This is a genomic window from Bacillus sp. AFS001701, from assembly GCF_002559405.1.
GTDB lineage: Bacteria > Bacillota > Bacilli > Bacillales > Bacillaceae_G > Gottfriedia.
In genome coordinates, this window is the sequence record NZ_NTZO01000092.1 from 1 (window position 1) to 16976 (window position 16976).

Here is a 16976-nt window from a genome sequence, read left to right on the forward strand (position 1 = left end):
TATAATTACTTATTGATACTTTTCCAATATAAATTTTTATTTGAAATACGTAAACGCTTTCTTTTACCGCTCCCTAAGGGAAAAATGTAAAACTAATTAAAAATTAAATGATGACAGGTTCCTACAGTTAAAGATTTTGATAGATGGCTAACTTTTATTTTTTTGTTGAGATAAAAAAAGTTAATTAAATTAGAAATCATATTTATGGTAAAATTTAACTTGAGGTTATGAGAAGCTGTATCAGTGTTTTTTATCAAGGTGTGGGGAGGATTTTTTTATGAATTTTAACCTTAAAGAAGCGATTGAAGTTTTAGAAAGAACACCCAAATCATTAGAGTCCCTTTTATCAGGTTTATCTGAGTCTTGGTTAAACTGTAATGAAGGTGAAGGAACTTGGAATGCTTCTGAAGTCATCGATCATCTAATTGAGTGTGAAAAAACAAATTGGATTCCAAGGGTGAACTCCATTCTTAACAAAGAAGGAAACAACCATTTCCCGCCATTCGATCGTTTTTCGCATTTAAATGAAAAACATGAGAAATCAATTGAAGAAAGACTGCTTGATTTTAAGAATTTAAGAACGGAAAATATTAAAAGACTACAATTATTAGTGGACCCTAATAACCATCTGGAATTAGAAGGGATACATCCTGACTTTGGCTCCGTTAAATTAAGAGAATTATTATCCACTTTGGTCGTACATGATCTAACCCATGTAACTCAAATTACAAGAGTGATGGCAAAAAGATACAAAACTGACGTAGGACCTTGGATTGCAAATTTAAGTATATTAAAGAAATAGCCAGCGTTTATAAAAGGTTTATTCATACTCGGGGAATTCCGAGTTTTTTTATGTTAAACTATTAGTTAAATTAAAGAGAAAATAGATTTTTAGTGTATTTAAAAAGGAGAGAAGTTTAGGTTGGATATCATACTACAAATTCTTATACTCATCAGTATAGGACTTGCTGCAGGAACAGTCGGATCATTGATTGGTTTAGGCGGAGGAATTATTATTGTTCCAATGCTACTTAATATTGATCACTTTTTATCCGCTTTTTCGACTGTACCAATTCATGTTGCAGTTGGAACTTCACTTATTACAATTGTGTTTTCATCGCTTTCATCCACCCTTTCGTATCATAAGCAGAAACGAATTGATTATAAGAGTGGTATTTTATTTTTAATAGGAAGTGTTCCTGGTAGCTTACTAGGTACATACATCAATTCGCTTTTAAATACAGAGCGGTTTACTTTATTTTTTGGTATATTTTTAATCTGTATATCAGTCTTTCTATTTGTTTCTTCAAAATTAAATAAAAAATCAAAGGAAATACATAAAGGGATTATACGAACATATACAAATGATGAAGGTGAGGCATATACATATAGCTATAGTCTTCCGTTGGCGATTTCTTTATCTATTTGTATCGGGATCATCTCAGGATTATTTGGAATTGGTGGAGGAATATTGTTAGTACCAATGATGGCGTTTTTATTTGGTTTTCCACCTCAGTTAGCTGTTGCGACTTCAATGTTTGTCGTTATGTTTACGACTCTTGGAAGCTCAATTTCATACATAGCATTAGGAGAAGTAAATTTCTATTACATTCTTTTACTTATTCCCGGTGCATGGTTTGGTGGAAAAATTGGAGCGTATATTAATCAAAAATTAAAAACTGAAACAATCGCATTAATTTTAAGGTTAGTCGTGTTATTTTACGGCATAAAATTAATTATAGAAAATATTTAAAAAAAGGATGGTGGAACAATGGAAACAAATCAAACGATAAATATTCGGTTGTTCCATACAAATGACATTCACAGCCACTTTGAAACGTGGCCAACAATTGTCGGTTTGTTGAAGTCTAAAAGAGAGTTGGCTAATGGGAAAGGTGAGGCCACACTTACATTTGATATTGGGGATTTCGTTGATCGATTTCATCCAATGTCGGAGGCCACTTTAGGAAAGGGCAATGTGGAACTTTTAAATGATGCAAAGTTTGATGCAATTACAATAGGAAATAATGAAGGAATTACCTTATCAAAAGGTGAATTGTTAAACCTTTACGAAGATGCAAAGTTTGAAGTACTAGTTGGTAATTTAACCATTTCAGATGAAGGTACCCAGAGTTTCAGCAAGCCGTTTGAAATATATGAAAAAAATGGAGTAAAGCTAGGAGTAATTGGTTTAACAGTCGCTTATCCTGTGTTTTATGAAACATTAGGATGGAGTATAAAAGATCCGTTTGAAATGTTAAATAACATATTGCCAATTGTCAAAGAGCAATCAGACATTGTCATTATACTTTCTCATTTAGGCATGAGAGACGATCAGAGAATCGCTGAACAATTTTCAGGAGTCGATATTATCTTAGGTGCACATACTCATCATTTATTTCCAAATGGAGAGTATGCTGGTGAAACTTTACTTTGTGGAACAGGTAAACACGGTAACTATTTAGGCGAGGTTTTAATTACTGTAAATAAAGAGACGAAAAGTATTATAAATACGGAAGCTTCAGTTACTGAAGTACATACAGTCCCAACATATTACCAAGATGAAATGACGAAAGTGATGTTGGCTAATTTAATGAGATTAAGTAAAGCAATTTTAAATGAACCAGTGACACAACTAACGAGCAACATGGGTGTGAATTGGTTTAAAGATAGCTCATTACCGAAATTATTAGCAAATGCACTTCGCCAATGGACGAAATCAGATATCAGTATACTAAATTCGGGCATTTTACTTGAAGGCTTAACGCATGGACTTGTTACTAAGGGTGACATTCATCGAATTTGCCCACATCCTATTAATCCTTGTGTCGTTTATTTGTCTGGTAATGAATTACTAGATGTTTTAAATCGTTGTGAAGATAAAGAGTTGACTCATTTGAAGATGAAAGGTTTTGGATTTAGAGGAAAAGTAATCGGAAAAATGGTTTACGATGGAATCACTATTGTTTATAGGGATAAGAAAAGGCATTTTTATCAAGAAGATCTATTTATTAATGGAGAAATGTTAGATTTAAATCGAATGTATGCGATCGGAACTTTGGATTTATTTACGTTTGGTCATTTTATTCCTACAATTCGTGATGCTAGGCATAAAAGATTTTTTATGCCTGAATTTATTCGTGATGTGTTATTTTGGGCTTTAAAAAATGTATGAAATTTATCAAGATTAGACAGGTTTCACTTTTGTTTTTTTCTCATATTTTAGAATGAGAAAGGAGCGTTGAACTTGATCAATTTAAGCCCAATTAAAATAGATAATCATACATTTAATGCTATTACAGTTTTACTTCCAAAAACTACATTATTGGTTGTTATGAATGACAAAGGATATATTATGTGCGGAGCATTAGATGTGGCTTTATTAAATGAAAGATTGCGCGATCGTCAAATTATCGCAGGCCGAGCAGTTGGAGTAAAAACAATCGAAGAATTATTAAATGCGCCTTTAGAATCCATTACTGTTGAAGCAGAAAAGTTAGGTATTCAAAAAGGAATGATTGGAAGAGACGCATTATTAAAGATGATATAAAAAAAGCCACTAAATTTTTTTAGTGGCTTCTTGTGTAAACGAAGTACAAAAAAATTGATTATTACAACGTATTAACTGTTATGAATAGCCATATATTTAATAAAAAAATTGTTCAAGGAGAAAACAATGAGAGTTGTTGAAGTATCAACACTTGTCCCAGGTACGATCTTAAGAAAACCGGTTTATAATGAACATGGAAAAATGATCGTTAATGCAAATATTCCTTTAACAGAAGAAATGATAAATCAAATACATAAATTAGCTATTCAATTTGTTTTAGTACATGCTCAATCATCAGAACATTTAATGGGTAAGACAATTAATTCAGACGAACTTCGCACTGATATCACAAACAAAATAGAAGATACTTTTGTTAAATTAATTAGCGAAGATGTTTATTTAAGAGGGCTATCTTTAGAAAAAAACTCATTGAGGCTTAAAGAAATGATAAAATCACTGCAAAACGAATTATGGCAACAGAAGGATGTTTTATCTTTATTGGTTGACGTATTACTATATGATGATTATCTCTTTACTCATTCTCTAAATGTAGCTATGTATTCGTTAGGAATTGGATCGGCATTAGATATAAGTAAAATTGAGCTTAATTTACTTGGATTAGGTGCACTTTTACATGATGTCGGGAAAATGGCTATACCAAAAAAGATTTTAAATAAACGGGACCGTTTAACTGAAGATGAATATGCGTTCATGAAACAACATACAATTGCTGGATACGATATGCTACGACAAATATCTTCTATTCATCCAATTGTTGCTGACTGTGCATTACAGCATCATGAAAAGATCAATGGAAGCGGCTATCCAAATGGTTTATTTGGAAAGGAAATGCATCTTTTCTCAAAAATCATTGGAATTGCCGACTTTTTTGATGCTGTTACTTCAAATCGAGTATATCGACAAGCAATGCTCCCGCATGAAGGATTAACATTATTAATGAATGGAAGTGATAAATTTTATGATGCTAAATTAATCAGCATATTTAGCGATCTACTAACCGTTTATCCAACGGGATTACTCGTAAAATTGAACGATAGTAGGCGGGGAATTGTTTTTAGACAAAACGATGTATCTACAGATCGTCCAGTTGTGCGGATAATTGAAGAAAACGGAAGAAAGTTAAGTATTCCTTATGAAGTGAATCTTTATAATGAGTTAAAATTAGAGATTATCGAGTGTGATCAAACAATTAAAAGCGTTTATTATTAAATGAGATGTTTCAGAGAAATTACTGGGGCATCTTTTTTATTGTTTTGTACAAATCCATTAAGAATGAACAGGCATTGACATGCATACCCATTAGTAAGGGGGCATGGATACGATGAAAAGGTTTAAGTACAGACGTGTTCCAAAAAATAAATTTTTTGTTTCAAAAAGAAAATCTTTTGGCGGATTTAAAACTAATTCAACTAAAATTACACAATCAATTCGTAATATATTTCCAAATAAATATGTAGTTATTTGTATTGTTCTATTATTTTTTTCATTATATGCTTTTTGGGAAATAGATAAAATTTTCACTCCAACGATCTTAAAATATTCTGAGAAACAAACAAGACGAATTGCTTCTTTAGTTATCAATGAAGCGTATGAATCGGCATCTAAGGAACTTCAAGGGCAGGATATTATCATTCGGGATGTTGATGAGAATGGTAAAGCGATCATAAGTACGAATACATATTTAATCAATAAAATAATTGGTTCTACTACTCAGCATGTTGAAGAAAATATACGTAGAGTTGAAAATGGGGATTTATCATTTTTATCTTTATCAAAAGCAGAAATGAAGAAAATGAAGGCGGATAATAAGGGGCTTTATTTAAAAGTACCAATTGGGGTCGTTACTAATACAGTACTTTTAGGAAAACTTGGACCTACTATACCAGTTCGCTTTTCTGTAGTCGGTGATGCAGTGGCTAATGTTACACAAGAAGTTAAGCCATTTGGATTTGATAATTCTGTAGTCGAAATTATTATGAATGTAGAAGTAAATATGAATGTAATTATCCCGTTTAGTACAAAATCAACAAAGGTGAAAGTAGAAGTCCCAATTGCTACTGAAATTATCGATGGGGAAGTTCCAAGTTATATTCCATTTACTCCAAATACTCAGGCTAATCCCATCAACAACAAAAGGAAAAAAATAAATTTAAAATAGAGCAGACTAACTAGTAGATTTGGATAAGTTAGTCTGCTTTTTCTCATTAATGGTTTCAATTTACCTTTTTTATTTGCTTCGATCCTGACGCTCCCAAAGACGTAATTTTGGATAGGGATCAAAAGACCACTCTGAATAACCATTGTCTTTGTAAATACCGTAGTGCAAATGTGGCGGGAATTTTCCAGATGTCCCTGGAGGTCCATATCCAGTACTTCCAACATAGCCAATAAGTGTTCCTGGCTCTACTACTTGCCCTCTTTGAAGGTCTTTGTTAAAGCCACCTAGATGAGCGTAGTAATGATAATTATTATATAAGTCTCGAATTCCGATTCTCCATCCTCCAATTCGATTCCATCCCTTTGTCTCAATAACTCCATAGCATGTAGACCTTACAGGAGTACCATAATTTGCAAAAATATCAGTGCCTTCATGAACTCTTCGTCCACCAAAGCTTCGAGGTGCACCCCACGTACTACGATAACTATGTGTACTGCGAATTGGTAATGGGAAGGCATTACCTTCTATATTTAATTTTCCGTAATATTGATACAAACTAGCGTATTCATCGATAATATCAACAGTTATTGCTCTTTGGTAGTAATCCCATAGCATCATTCGAATATATTGCCTGGATGGGCCATAGAAATGCAATCGATGAATGAAAGTGTACAGAATATCCTCATCATCTTCTAATGAGGCTTTTCCATCATTATTTCCATCTAAACCAATGCCGCTAAATAAATGGATAGTAGGAGCGTATGTGTCTTTCTTAACCGGATTTGATAGGCCACTCCAATCCTCTGGTTTAATATAGATCGAAAGGACACCATTTTCGCGTTTTGGTATATCGTTCCTAACACTACGTACATTTCGTTCATAAGTATCGATAGCTGCAAAGTAATACCAAGGGATAAAGGTTAGTGTTTCACCTTTTTTATATAAGGCCATTCGTTCTTTATTAAGCTGAGCTTGATCAATTTCTTCTGCATTTGTAAATGATGGCATTATGAAGATAACCACCATACAAAAAAGTACAATTATTTTTTTCAAAACCATCATCCTTTAAATTGATTTACATCTATAGTTTGGTTAAAGGAGCGACTTTCATAAATGGAAATTATAGGGATAATAGGGATAATCAAACGAAAGTTTTTCATATCCGCGAAAAATGTAGTAATATATAAACTATTGGAAGAGAAAATGAAATATGTCGTAAACGAATAAACGTTGGAGGAATTTCAAATGGCATCAAAAAAAGAAGAATATTTGAGAAAGCCCGAGTGGCTAAAAATAAAATTAAACACAAATGAATCTTACACAGAATTAAAGAAAATGATGCGATCTAAAAATCTTCATACTGTTTGTGAAGAAGCTCGTTGTCCAAATATCCATGAATGTTGGGCAGTTAGAAAAACAGCTACATTTATGATCCTAGGTGCGGTTTGTACTCGTGCATGTCGTTTTTGTGCAGTTAAAACAGGTTTACCAACTGAGCTTGATCTACAAGAACCAGTTCGAGTTGCTGAATCTGTAACACAAATGAACCTAAAACACGTAGTTATTACAGCAGTTGCTCGTGATGACTTAAGAGACGGTGGAGCAGCTGTATTTGCAGAAACTGTTAGAGAAGTTAGAAAAGCAAATCCATTTACTACAATTGAAGTTTTACCATCTGATATGGGTGGGAAATTTGAAAACCTTAAAATGTTAATGGATGCAAAACCAGATATTATGAACCATAATATTGAAACAGTTAGAGAGTTAACTCCACGTGTTCGTGCAAGAGCTACGTATGAAAGATCACTTGAATTTTTACGTAGAGCAAAGGAAATTAACCCTAGCATCCCTACAAAATCAAGCATCATGCTTGGATTAGGTGAAACAAATGAACAAATTTACGAAGCAATGGATGATTTACGTGCTGCAGGTGTAAATATCATTACATTAGGTCAATATTTACAACCAACGAAAACTCATTTATCTGTTAAAAAATACTATACTCCTGACGAGTTTGCAGCCCTAAAAGAAATTGCTTTAGGAAAAGGTTTCTCACACTGTGAGGCTGGTCCACTAGTTCGTTCATCATATCATGCTGACGAACAAGTAGAAGCTGCTAAACAAGCATGATAAAAAAGCACTAGCCTAAGCTAGTGCTTTTATTTTTTACTTTGAAATCTGATCAAAATGCATGCTTTGTTTATCCACATCAAAACCTTCAGCTAAATCTTTGATTTTTTGCTCTAATTGTCCATCATTAAGCTGTCCATATTTATTTAGTTGTTCAATATTATTTATATTTTGTAAGGAATTTGAAGTAAAGATATGATAGTAACTAGGGAGTGCAGATTGAGCAGTTTTTTCAACCTGTTTTCTAGCTAATGATTTATCACCATCTGATTGATAAGCAATCAATACTTCTTGGTCTGTAACTAGTGTAGCTGCATCGTCTATATCAGGAAGCTTTACAACTAAATAAGAAATGAATTTTGACACTTCTTGTTTATCAATAGTTAATGTATAATCACCATCTTTACCTAAAACATCTTGCTTTTGTAGTCTAGAAAAGCCATAATCTTTGTAAGAGTTGTTTGACATTTTAGCATTTACATCGCCTAAATCCATCGGCTTTGTATTTAATTGTTTAGGTGTAGGATTTGTTCGATGTTCATTTTTATATGTTACGTCCTCATAATCGAACTGTCTTGAATGACTTGGACCGAATGAACATCCTGTTAATAAAAATAAGGTTAATAAACAAACTAAATATTTACGCATATTAAATACCACCTTTTAATAATCATTGTAAAATTAGTATGCCAAAATATTAGTTACATATTTATGGGAGTAAAAGGAAGGAGAATACAAATTGGTTTGCATACAGAATATTTGCTATGAAGTAGTTGAAGATTACCGTGAAGGATTCAATGAAGAAGCCTTTAAAGCGAGATATGCAGAGATCCTTTCAAAGTATGATTACATTGTTGGGGATTGGGGCTATGAGCAGCTAAGACTTAGAGGATTTTTTGATGATTCTCAAAAAAATGTTCCATATGATTCAAAAATAAGTACATTACGTGAATATATTTATGAGTATTGTAATTTTGGATGTAAATATTTTGTTGTTAAGAAAGTAAAAAATTAAATGATGGGGAAACCCATCATTTTTTATTTTTAGGAAATTTACATAAACAACTTTTGTGGATAAAATATTTTTTGATTTTTTGAAAGAATAAAAACCTTGTGGATAAGTTTGAATCTTTTAACAAAAATGTGAATAACTAAAGACTTAATCACAAAAATAGTGGACAACTTTTTAGTTATCCACTATTTTTCAGACTATTTAGTAAAAATAAATTATTTATCCACAGGATCGAAAAATTAGAAAATAATTTCACTAAGAAAATCTAATAATTCAGCTGCCTTTTCTTCAGAAATTCCGAAAGCAAATTCTAAGTAACCTTCTTCTTTTAAATCATCTGAACCAATAATTGCAAAACGATTACTTTGCATATCCATAATCATAACTTTGCCATAATGACGATCAGAATATACTAAAGCAAGATCATGTCTTTGCTCTTCTCCCATAAAGCTTACAAAACGAGTCTTTGCTTGAATAGTGTCATCATATAAGAAAAAACGTTCTGACATTTTTTATTCCTCCATTATACTAAAATAAGATTTGGCTTATATCCTAAATGGTGATGTGCTTTAATATGTCACACAGTTTTCTTATTACAATTGAATGAGTTTCGACTAAGTCTCCACCTAAGAAAGTAACTCCTGTAGTAGCAAAATTTGCATCGTCACCTTTTACTAAATCATTTAATGTTAATAATTGTCTTGGGTTTTAGCTTCATTGTTCTTACCGCGTCCTATCCAATGAGCAAAGGCAAGGGAAGCTGCTTCAGTAACTCTTACAATCTCAAGTTCTAATTCACGCTCCAAAAGTTCATCCCCCAGAAAAATATTCACCTATATAATATAACAAAAATCGGTAAGAAACGCTTTCATTTGTCGATTTTTTTCGAATTTAGCTATAAAATAAATATAAGTCCATAAAATGTAGAAGATAGAATTGAGAAGGAAGTGTACATATGTACTTTGTAAATCGTCAAAACATATTAGATCGAATAGAAATTTTAAATTCAATGCTTGAATTTTATGCGTCAAACAGCAGCCATCCAAAAAATAAAATAGAAGAATTAGCTTTGGAAAGAATGACACATCTTTTAATTGACAGTATGTTAGATATTGGAAATACAATGATTGATGGCTTTATAATGAGGGACCCAGGAAGTTATGATGACATTGTTGATATTCTAATGGATGAAAAAGTTATTACTGCATCAACTGGAGAATCGATAAAAAAATTAATTCCAATTCGAAAACATTTATTACAAGATTACACATCTTCAATTACAGAAAAAATAGTGACGACATTAAGCGAAAATATAGAAGCATATAAGGAATTCCCGGTTTCGGTTCAAGCTTTTCTTGATAAGGAACTAGGAGTAATTAATGCTTTTAGTAGCGATGAGGAAAAATAATCTTTATTTTTCTATGTAAAATTTGATACTAATGCTGTTTTTCTTGTCTTACCGAGAGGGCAGCTTGACTAGTAAGGAGTGGCAATATGAAACAATATAAAGGATACTTAATTGATCTAGATGGAACTATGTATCGTGGCGAGGAGCAAATTGAGGAAGCTAGTCTTTTTATAAAGGCTCTGAAGGAAAAAAATATTCCATATCTTTTTGTGACAAATAATTCTACACGTAAACCAGAACAAGTGGCTGATAAACTTAATTCCTTTAATATTCCAACTACAAAAGAACAGGTCTTTACAACAAGTAATGCCACAGCAAATTACATAAAAGAACAAAAGGCAGATGCTACTGTTTATATGATCGGTGAAGAGGGCTTACAATATGCCTTAGAGGAAGTTGGTTTAACAATTACAGATGAAAATCCTGATTTTGTAATTAGTGGTTTAGACCGTAGTATTAATTACGAGAAATTAGCAATGGCTTGTATAGCTGTAAGAAATGGCGCGACATTTATCTCCACTAATGGCGACATAGCGATTCCAACTGAAAGAGGTTTATTACCTGGAAATGGTTCACTAACATCTGTTATTGCAGTATCAACTACAGTAAAACCAATTTTTATTGGAAAACCTGAATCAATTATTATGGAACAAGCATTAAAAGTTCTTGGTGTTGCAAAAGAGGATACATTAATGATTGGTGATTATTATGATACAGACATTATGGCTGGAATTAATACTGGCGTTGACACATTGATTGTTCATACTGGTGTAACGACAAGGGATATGTTGTCAAATTACGAAACGCAGCCAACTTATTCAGTTGACTCATTAGAAGAGTGGATTAAAAATATCTAAGAAAACATCTAAAGTTAAAAACCCCACTAGTAATTAATTTACTTGTGGGGTTTTTGTGTTATTTCAAATGAAAAAGTGGTCTCAAATGTAGATTGACTTATGAGACCACTCTTTTTTATTCATCTTCAGCTTTAATTTGATCAGCCTTTTTATGTGCGGCACGATGAGCAAGTCGGCTAGATGCAGCAGCTGCAATCGCTCCAACAATATCATCTAAAAATGTATTTACTAAGCCTGTAGATTTATCATTTAATCTTTCTAAAATTCCAGGTTTTAATTTATCGATGTAACCGTAATTCGTGAATCCAATTGAACCATATACATTTACGATCGATAAGGCAATTATTTCATCAATTCCATAAAGGCCTTCATCTTTTTTGATAATAGCCAACAACGGCTCCTGTAGTTTATCTTGCTCTGCCAAAATATCTAATTCAATACCAGTAATGATGGCATTTTGTATCTCACGTTTTGTCAAGACTCTCTCAACATTGTGTTTACACTCATCCAAAGATAAATTTTCATGATATTTACTCTGTAAAAAGTAAACTAAATCAGCAATGTCATCGAGCGTAACACCTCTTTTTTCTAATAGCGATAATGCAGTCTTTTCTAAATCGTGATTTAAATATTCCATTTCATCACCTTTTCCTTATCGATTGATTTAATTACTTTAAAAATAACTAAAATGGAGATTTCATAAAATAATTAAAACTTTTACTATAAATTATTTTTAAGAAATAAGAGGATTAATTATATATGATTCGATATCGAACAAAATTCCCCTTTATAAAAAAAGTTAAAACATAGTAAAAAATTTCCTAAGACATATAATTTATTACTTAATGCCTTATCCGTTGGACCATTTACCTTCATATTTTTGTATAGTACCCGAGTTCTTGGCCTTTGTCTTATGCTTGTCGGGGCTGACCAACTCGCTTCCACTTTTCGTGATGTCTAGTTCCAGCGAGTAGCCCCTCGAGGTCATAAGCCAAATGCCAATAAAGGTAAAAAGCGACCTTTCTTGGCCTTTGTCTTATGCTTGTCGGGGCTGACCAACTCGCTTCCACTTTTCGTATATACTACGTCATTCTCTCCCTTTTTGTGTATGGCCATTCGGGTTTATATGTAGAAAGTGAAAAAGTAGGGTACAGGTTTTTAGATTTGTGACATATATATTAATTAAGTAGGTATAAGAAGGATGTGAGTGATGATGTTTATTCGCAACCAAAACATCATTCAAGACATGTTTACTCATTATCAAATTCAACCAGCTGAATTACTTCAAGTACAATCATATTACATGTTTTGGCAGCGGAATAGGGTGTATTTTCTTGCACCCATTGGAAATTTAAAAGAAGATGATTTGCAGGAAATGAAGAGTTTAAGTGATTTTATGAGTTCAACCGGAGATCAATCGGTCGCAACCTTTGTTCAAAATGTTCAAGGGTACTATGTGAGTAAGATTGATGGAAATAATTATTCCTTATTTAAGAGTAACAGACAAAATGAACGCAGTAATAATAACGGTGAAGAACTTGCGATTTTTCATTTAAGAGGGAAAAAATATTCAGATGAATTGAAAAGATTAAATAGGATTGGGAAATGGAAGAATTTATGGGAAAAACGGTTAGAGCAATTAGAAAGATTTTGGCAAAGTAAAGTGAATAGTCATCCTGAAAATTTTTTCGAACAGATATTTATTGAATCTTTTCCTTATTATCTCGGAATGACTGAAAATGCGATTCAATATGTTGTAGATACTGAACTAGATGATACTCCTCAAGTTGTTGATGCAGCAACAATTTGTCATCAAAAAATGACTGAACGAAGACAGAAAGAAATTCATTTTGCGAAGGTACCGATTGAATGGATTTACGATCATCCAAGCAGAGATCTTGCTGAATGGGTTAGGGATGAATATTTAGAGAATCCTGATAATTATCAAAAGAAAATCCTCTCATTTTTTTATGGTTATGAAAAGAAAAGTCCATTATCTACTTTTGCGTGGCGTTTGTTATTTGCAAGACTTCTTTTTCCCGTTCACTATTTTGAAACAATCGAAGGATATTATTTGGCAAGGAGCGATGCGGATCGGAAAAGGTATGAGCGTAAGTTAGTTAATTATCTTGAAAATACTAGTGAGTTTGAAGCTTTTTTAGGTGGATTTTATGATTTGATTGGACTACCAACGGCTAAGTTAGGGATTCGTGAAATTAAATGGCTAAAATAAAAGAGAGGGTTTTATACCCTCTCTTTTAGTATTCAAAATATATTAGAATACTTGCTCTACCTCAATTACACCAGGTACTTCTTCTAATAAAGCTCGCTCAATACCAGCTTTTAATGTAATAGTTGAACTTGGGCAGCTGCCACATGCACCTAAAAGACGTAGTTTAACAATTCCATCCTCAATATCAACTAAATCAACGTCTCCACCATCACGTAGTAAAAACGGTCTTAATTTATCTAAAACTTCTTGTACTTGTTCTTTCATGTCCATTCATATCGACTCCTTTCACTAATTTTATTATAATCAGTTAAGAGGAAAAAATCTATTACAGAGTACTTTGTGTGTTTGAAATTATTTTCGGACACACCCTTATTGTATGCTAGGAGGAGAAAATGAGTAATAAAATTTTAGTGGAAGTTTTTGGAGCTGAAGTAATATGTGCGAGTTGTGTAGGAATGCCATCATCAATTGAAACTTTTGAATGGCTTCAAGCTGCACTTCAAAGAAAATATCCTGACTTAGCCTTTGATTTTCAATACATTGATATATTTAATGTAGAGAATAATGAAAAAGAAGATTTCGCTAAACGAGTTAGAAATGATGAATTTTTCTATCCAGTAGTATTAGTAAATGGAAATGTTGTTGGTGAAGGTAATCCAAAATTAAAAGATGTTTATAACGCTATTGAACTATAATGAATGAAAACCCCTTACAAGAATGTAAGGGGTTTTTTATTGATTATAAATTGATTTTTGTTGGGTTCTTATTGTAATTAATTTCTTTCCAAAAAAATTAAAATGTTTTAATAAAATTCACTATTTTATGTAAAATGCTGAAGATTTACATGATAGAATAGAAGTGTAAAGACAAATAAATTACAATTTTTGGCATATATATAGAATTGGGAGGAGGGGTGGAATGGTTGCGATCAGTTTATTTGTAATTGGAGTTTTATTAATTATTATCGAAATGTTTTCGTTAACCTTTGTATTCTTATGGATTGGTATTGCGAGCATTCTAGCATCAGTTGTAAATTATTTAACAGGATCAAACACCTTTACTTTTATCGTTTTTATTATTAGTGCATTAATTTTGTGGCTTAGTACAAAGAAATTCGCAAAAAGAATCCACCAGCATAAAACGATAGAAAATGGAGTATATGCATTAGTTGGTAAAGAGGTCGTTGTAGCTTCTGTTGAAATAAATGATGATACAGTAGGTACGACTAAAGTTTATGGTGACGAATGGACAATCCGTTCTACTGAACCGTTATTTTTAAATGAAAAGGTAATTGTAACAAAAATAGAAGGTGCAACTTTATACGTGAAAACTAACTAATTGAGGAGAAGTGCTATGTCTGATGTAAGTTCTATGGTTGGTCCAATTATTATTGGTATTATTGTTTTATTTGTTGTGTTACTTTTATTATCAAGTATTCGTATTGTTAGACAATCTGAAGTATATCTAGTAGAACGATTAGGGAAATTCCATCGTAAATTAGAGAGTGGAATCCACGTTGTAATGCCATTTGTTGAACGTGTAGCTAGTAAAAAAACATTGCGTGAAACTGTGGTAGATTTTCCACCACAATCGATGATTACAAAAGATAATGTTAGTATCCAAGTAGACTCAGTTGTCTTTTATCAAGTAACTGATGTTGTGCGTCATGAATACGAAATTGCTAACCCACTGTCTGCGATTTCCAATTTGACTGCTACTACTTTACGTAACTTAATAGGGGAATTAGATTTAGATGAAACTTTAACAAGTCGTGATACCGTTAATAATAAACTCCGTGCAATTCTTGACCAAGCAACTGATAAATGGGGAATGAAGGTTAATCGTGTAGAAATCCGAAATATTATTCCACCTATTGATATTCAAAATGCGATGGAAAGACAAATGCAAGCAGAACGTACACGTCGTGAAAAAGTATTAAATGCACAAGGTGAAAAAGAATCAAAAATCCTGAAAGCAGAAGGAGAAAAGCAATCAAAAATTCTTGAAGCAGAAGGGGAACGATTAAGCCAAGTTGAAAAAGCTCGAGGAGATAAAGATTCTCAAGTTTTACGCGCTGAAGGGGAAGCGGAAGCAATCATTAAACTTGCTGAAGCGAAATCTAGAGGGGAACAACTTGTGTTAGATGTTTGGAGAAATGCAGAGCCAACTAAAGAAATGGTTCAATTGCGTTCTATGGAAGCTTTAGAAAAAGTAGCTTACGGTCACGCATCAAAACTTGTAATTCCGACAGACGCTACAAAGCTTTTAGGTATGGTTGAAAGTGTTAAAGAAGTTATTAAATCTGACAAAACAGAATAAAAAAAGCCCCTTAACAATTAAGTTAAGGGGCTTTTAGCATATAAGCATAGCTAAAAAGATGTTTTGTTAATCAACCATTGTGGTATTTATACATCCATAAGATTCCAGACTTAATTAATCTTGGAACACGTCCGATTAGTGGGCGTTCATTGAATAGTCCAAAACCATGTTTTTTACCTAATGAGCCCATAATACCTTTTAATTTTATTTTAGGCATTACTTCTGGAAGGTCTTCACCTTTCCATTTCTTTTGTAAAACCATAACGATTTGTTCTGCTTGAGCTTCCGCAAGCTGTGCAGAAGGTGCATATGGTAATGATGCACAATCTCCCACTACATAAACATGCTCATCGTTTGGCATGTGATGATATTTCGTTATAACGATTCTTCCTGTATTGTCTTTTTCTACGTCTAAATTGCGGACAACTTCAACTGGTTGAATTCCCGCTGTCCAAATAACAGCGTCACAATGAATTTCATCATCATGGTTAAATAAAGTATTTTTCTCAACCTTTGTAATGTTTGAATTGCTAACAATTTTTACATCGTGCTCAATAAACCAGTTTTGTACATAATAACTAAGTTTTTCTGGAAACATTGATAAAATTCGGCTTCCACGATCAAAAAGTAAAATTTGTAAATCGCTTCTACTTTCTCTTAGTTCACTAGCTACTTCTACACCACTTAAACCAGCACCTACAACACCGATTACTGAATTGGGAGGTAGACTGTTTACATTTTCATAAGCGTTTCTTGTTTTTTCAATTGTTTGAATACTATAAGTATGTTCCGGTGCACCAGGTACATTATGGTATTTATCCTCACAACCTAAACCGATAATTAAATCATCATAAGAAACTGATTTTCCATTGCTTAATTCTACTTTCTTGTTTGCCGTATCAATTGTAGTAATATCTCCATATACAACCTTTAATTTCTCATGAGTTGGTAATGGTATTCTAATGTGTTGCTCTGGAACCGTACCTGCAACTAATGCATAATACTCAGTTTTAAAGCAATGAAAAGAATTTCGATCAATCAATGTGATATGAACATCCTCAGGTAAATCAGATGTTAATAGACGTGACAAAGCACGAATATTTCCATATCCGGCACCTAGTAATACGAGGTTTTTCATAGTTGATGTTCCCCTTTTGTTTTATTAGCGTTGAATGAAAAAATTTTTCTATTTTTCGACAATTATATTATATATATTTTATGTTAAAATAACAACGCCTAACTAGGTAAAATAAAGCTCATTCCATTTATTCTCAAAAGGATTGACGTT

General features: G+C 32.6%; 20 protein-coding genes and 1 pseudogene. 14 read left to right on the forward strand and 7 right to left on the reverse strand.

Annotated elements, in window-relative coordinates:
• The first annotated feature begins 277 nt into the window (after positions 1-277).
• From CN514_RS07675 to yunB, 6 genes are all read left to right on the forward strand, one after another.
• Positions 278-802, forward strand: a complete 525-nt coding sequence (locus CN514_RS07675) for a DinB family protein (protein WP_098232097.1) — start codon at positions 278-280, stop codon at positions 800-802.
• A 129-nt stretch (positions 803-931) separates the two neighbouring features.
• Positions 932-1753 (forward strand): sulfite exporter TauE/SafE family protein, encoded by an 822-nt coding sequence (locus CN514_RS07680; protein WP_098232127.1) that lies wholly within the window; start codon positions 932-934, stop codon positions 1751-1753.
• Positions 1754-1771: 18 nt separating this feature from the next.
• Positions 1772-3175: a bifunctional metallophosphatase/5'-nucleotidase gene (locus CN514_RS07685; RefSeq protein ID WP_098232098.1), complete on the forward strand. Its 1404-nt coding sequence runs from the start codon at positions 1772-1774 to the stop codon at positions 3173-3175.
• A 72-nt stretch (positions 3176-3247) separates the two neighbouring features.
• Positions 3248-3550, forward strand: a complete 303-nt coding sequence (locus tag CN514_RS07690) for a YunC family protein (protein ID WP_098232099.1) — start codon at positions 3248-3250, stop codon at positions 3548-3550.
• Positions 3551-3676: 126 nt separating this feature from the next.
• Positions 3677-4780 (forward strand): HD-GYP domain-containing protein, encoded by a 1104-nt coding sequence (locus tag CN514_RS07695; RefSeq protein WP_098232100.1) that lies wholly within the window; start codon positions 3677-3679, stop codon positions 4778-4780.
• Between the two features lie 112 nt (positions 4781-4892).
• A complete protein-coding gene (yunB, locus tag CN514_RS07700) occupies positions 4893-5729 on the forward strand; it encodes a sporulation protein YunB (protein WP_176525826.1) in 837 nt (278 codons plus the stop codon).
• Between the two features lie 69 nt (positions 5730-5798).
• Here the strand turns inward: yunB and CN514_RS07705 are convergent, their stop codons facing one another.
• On the reverse strand, positions 5799-6788 hold the full coding sequence (locus CN514_RS07705) for a M23 family metallopeptidase (protein WP_098232102.1): 990 nt from the start codon (positions 6786-6788) through the stop codon (positions 5799-5801).
• Positions 6789-6974: 186 nt separating this feature from the next.
• On the opposite strand from CN514_RS07705, the gene lipA reads away from it, so the two are divergent.
• Positions 6975-7859, forward strand: coding sequence for a lipoyl synthase (gene lipA / locus CN514_RS07710; RefSeq protein ID WP_088014947.1), 885 nt, complete (start codon positions 6975-6977; stop codon positions 7857-7859).
• A gap of 36 nt (positions 7860-7895) precedes the next feature.
• Here the strand turns inward: lipA and CN514_RS07715 are convergent, their stop codons facing one another.
• Positions 7896-8507 (reverse strand): YhcN/YlaJ family sporulation lipoprotein, encoded by a 612-nt coding sequence (locus tag CN514_RS07715; RefSeq protein WP_098232103.1) that lies wholly within the window; start codon positions 8505-8507, stop codon positions 7896-7898.
• A 91-nt stretch (positions 8508-8598) separates the two neighbouring features.
• On the opposite strand from CN514_RS07715, the gene CN514_RS07720 reads away from it, so the two are divergent.
• Complete coding sequence (locus tag CN514_RS07720; protein ID WP_056468720.1) at positions 8599-8874, forward strand: YutD family protein; 276 nt, start codon at positions 8599-8601, stop codon at positions 8872-8874.
• A 236-nt stretch (positions 8875-9110) separates the two neighbouring features.
• On the opposite strand, the gene CN514_RS07725 is transcribed toward CN514_RS07720, so the two are convergent.
• Positions 9111-9380 carry a DUF3055 domain-containing protein gene (locus tag CN514_RS07725; protein ID WP_025672291.1) on the reverse strand — a complete coding sequence of 90 codons (270 nt, stop codon included), beginning with the start codon at positions 9378-9380 and terminating at the stop codon, positions 9111-9113.
• A 201-nt stretch (positions 9381-9581) separates the two neighbouring features.
• Positions 9582-9677: pseudogene (locus CN514_RS25270) on the reverse strand (fructose-bisphosphatase class II); the annotation flags it as partial.
• 149 nt (positions 9678-9826) lie between these two features.
• On the opposite strand from CN514_RS25270, the gene CN514_RS07735 reads away from it, so the two are divergent.
• Both CN514_RS07735 and CN514_RS07740 read left to right on the forward strand, forming a co-directional pair.
• Positions 9827-10279, forward strand: coding sequence for a DUF86 domain-containing protein (locus CN514_RS07735; RefSeq protein ID WP_098232104.1), 453 nt, complete (start codon positions 9827-9829; stop codon positions 10277-10279).
• 86 nt (positions 10280-10365) lie between these two features.
• On the forward strand, positions 10366-11136 hold the full coding sequence (locus tag CN514_RS07740) for a TIGR01457 family HAD-type hydrolase (RefSeq protein ID WP_098232105.1): 771 nt from the start codon (positions 10366-10368) through the stop codon (positions 11134-11136).
• Positions 11137-11251: 115 nt separating this feature from the next.
• Here CN514_RS07740 and CN514_RS07745 read toward each other — a convergent pair whose 3' ends face one another.
• The gene (locus CN514_RS07745; protein WP_097976362.1) at positions 11252-11773 is read right to left on the reverse strand and encodes a phosphatidylglycerophosphatase A family protein; all 522 of its coding nucleotides are present in this window, start codon (positions 11771-11773) and stop codon (positions 11252-11254) included.
• A 597-nt stretch (positions 11774-12370) separates the two neighbouring features.
• Here CN514_RS07745 and yutH point away from each other — a divergent pair.
• The gene (yutH, locus tag CN514_RS07750) at positions 12371-13369 is read left to right on the forward strand and encodes a spore coat putative kinase YutH (protein WP_098232128.1); all 999 of its coding nucleotides are present in this window, start codon (positions 12371-12373) and stop codon (positions 13367-13369) included.
• A 42-nt stretch (positions 13370-13411) separates the two neighbouring features.
• Here yutH and CN514_RS07755 read toward each other — a convergent pair whose 3' ends face one another.
• The gene (locus CN514_RS07755) at positions 13412-13639 is read right to left on the reverse strand and encodes a NifU family protein (protein ID WP_025671774.1); all 228 of its coding nucleotides are present in this window, start codon (positions 13637-13639) and stop codon (positions 13412-13414) included.
• Positions 13640-13761: 122 nt separating this feature from the next.
• On the opposite strand from CN514_RS07755, the gene CN514_RS07760 reads away from it, so the two are divergent.
• From CN514_RS07760 to CN514_RS07770, 3 genes are all read left to right on the forward strand, one after another.
• Positions 13762-14064: a DUF1462 family protein gene (locus CN514_RS07760; protein WP_098232106.1), complete on the forward strand. Its 303-nt coding sequence runs from the start codon at positions 13762-13764 to the stop codon at positions 14062-14064.
• 223 nt (positions 14065-14287) lie between these two features.
• Positions 14288-14707 carry an NfeD family protein gene (locus tag CN514_RS07765; protein WP_098232107.1) on the forward strand — a complete coding sequence of 140 codons (420 nt, stop codon included), beginning with the start codon at positions 14288-14290 and terminating at the stop codon, positions 14705-14707.
• 15 nt (positions 14708-14722) lie between these two features.
• Positions 14723-15688: an SPFH domain-containing protein gene (locus CN514_RS07770; RefSeq protein WP_217993916.1), complete on the forward strand. Its 966-nt coding sequence runs from the start codon at positions 14723-14725 to the stop codon at positions 15686-15688.
• Positions 15689-15758: 70 nt separating this feature from the next.
• Here the strand turns inward: CN514_RS07770 and CN514_RS07775 are convergent, their stop codons facing one another.
• Positions 15759-16826 (reverse strand): NAD(P)/FAD-dependent oxidoreductase, encoded by a 1068-nt coding sequence (locus CN514_RS07775; protein WP_098232108.1) that lies wholly within the window; start codon positions 16824-16826, stop codon positions 15759-15761.
• Positions 16827-16976: the final 150 nt, after the last annotated feature.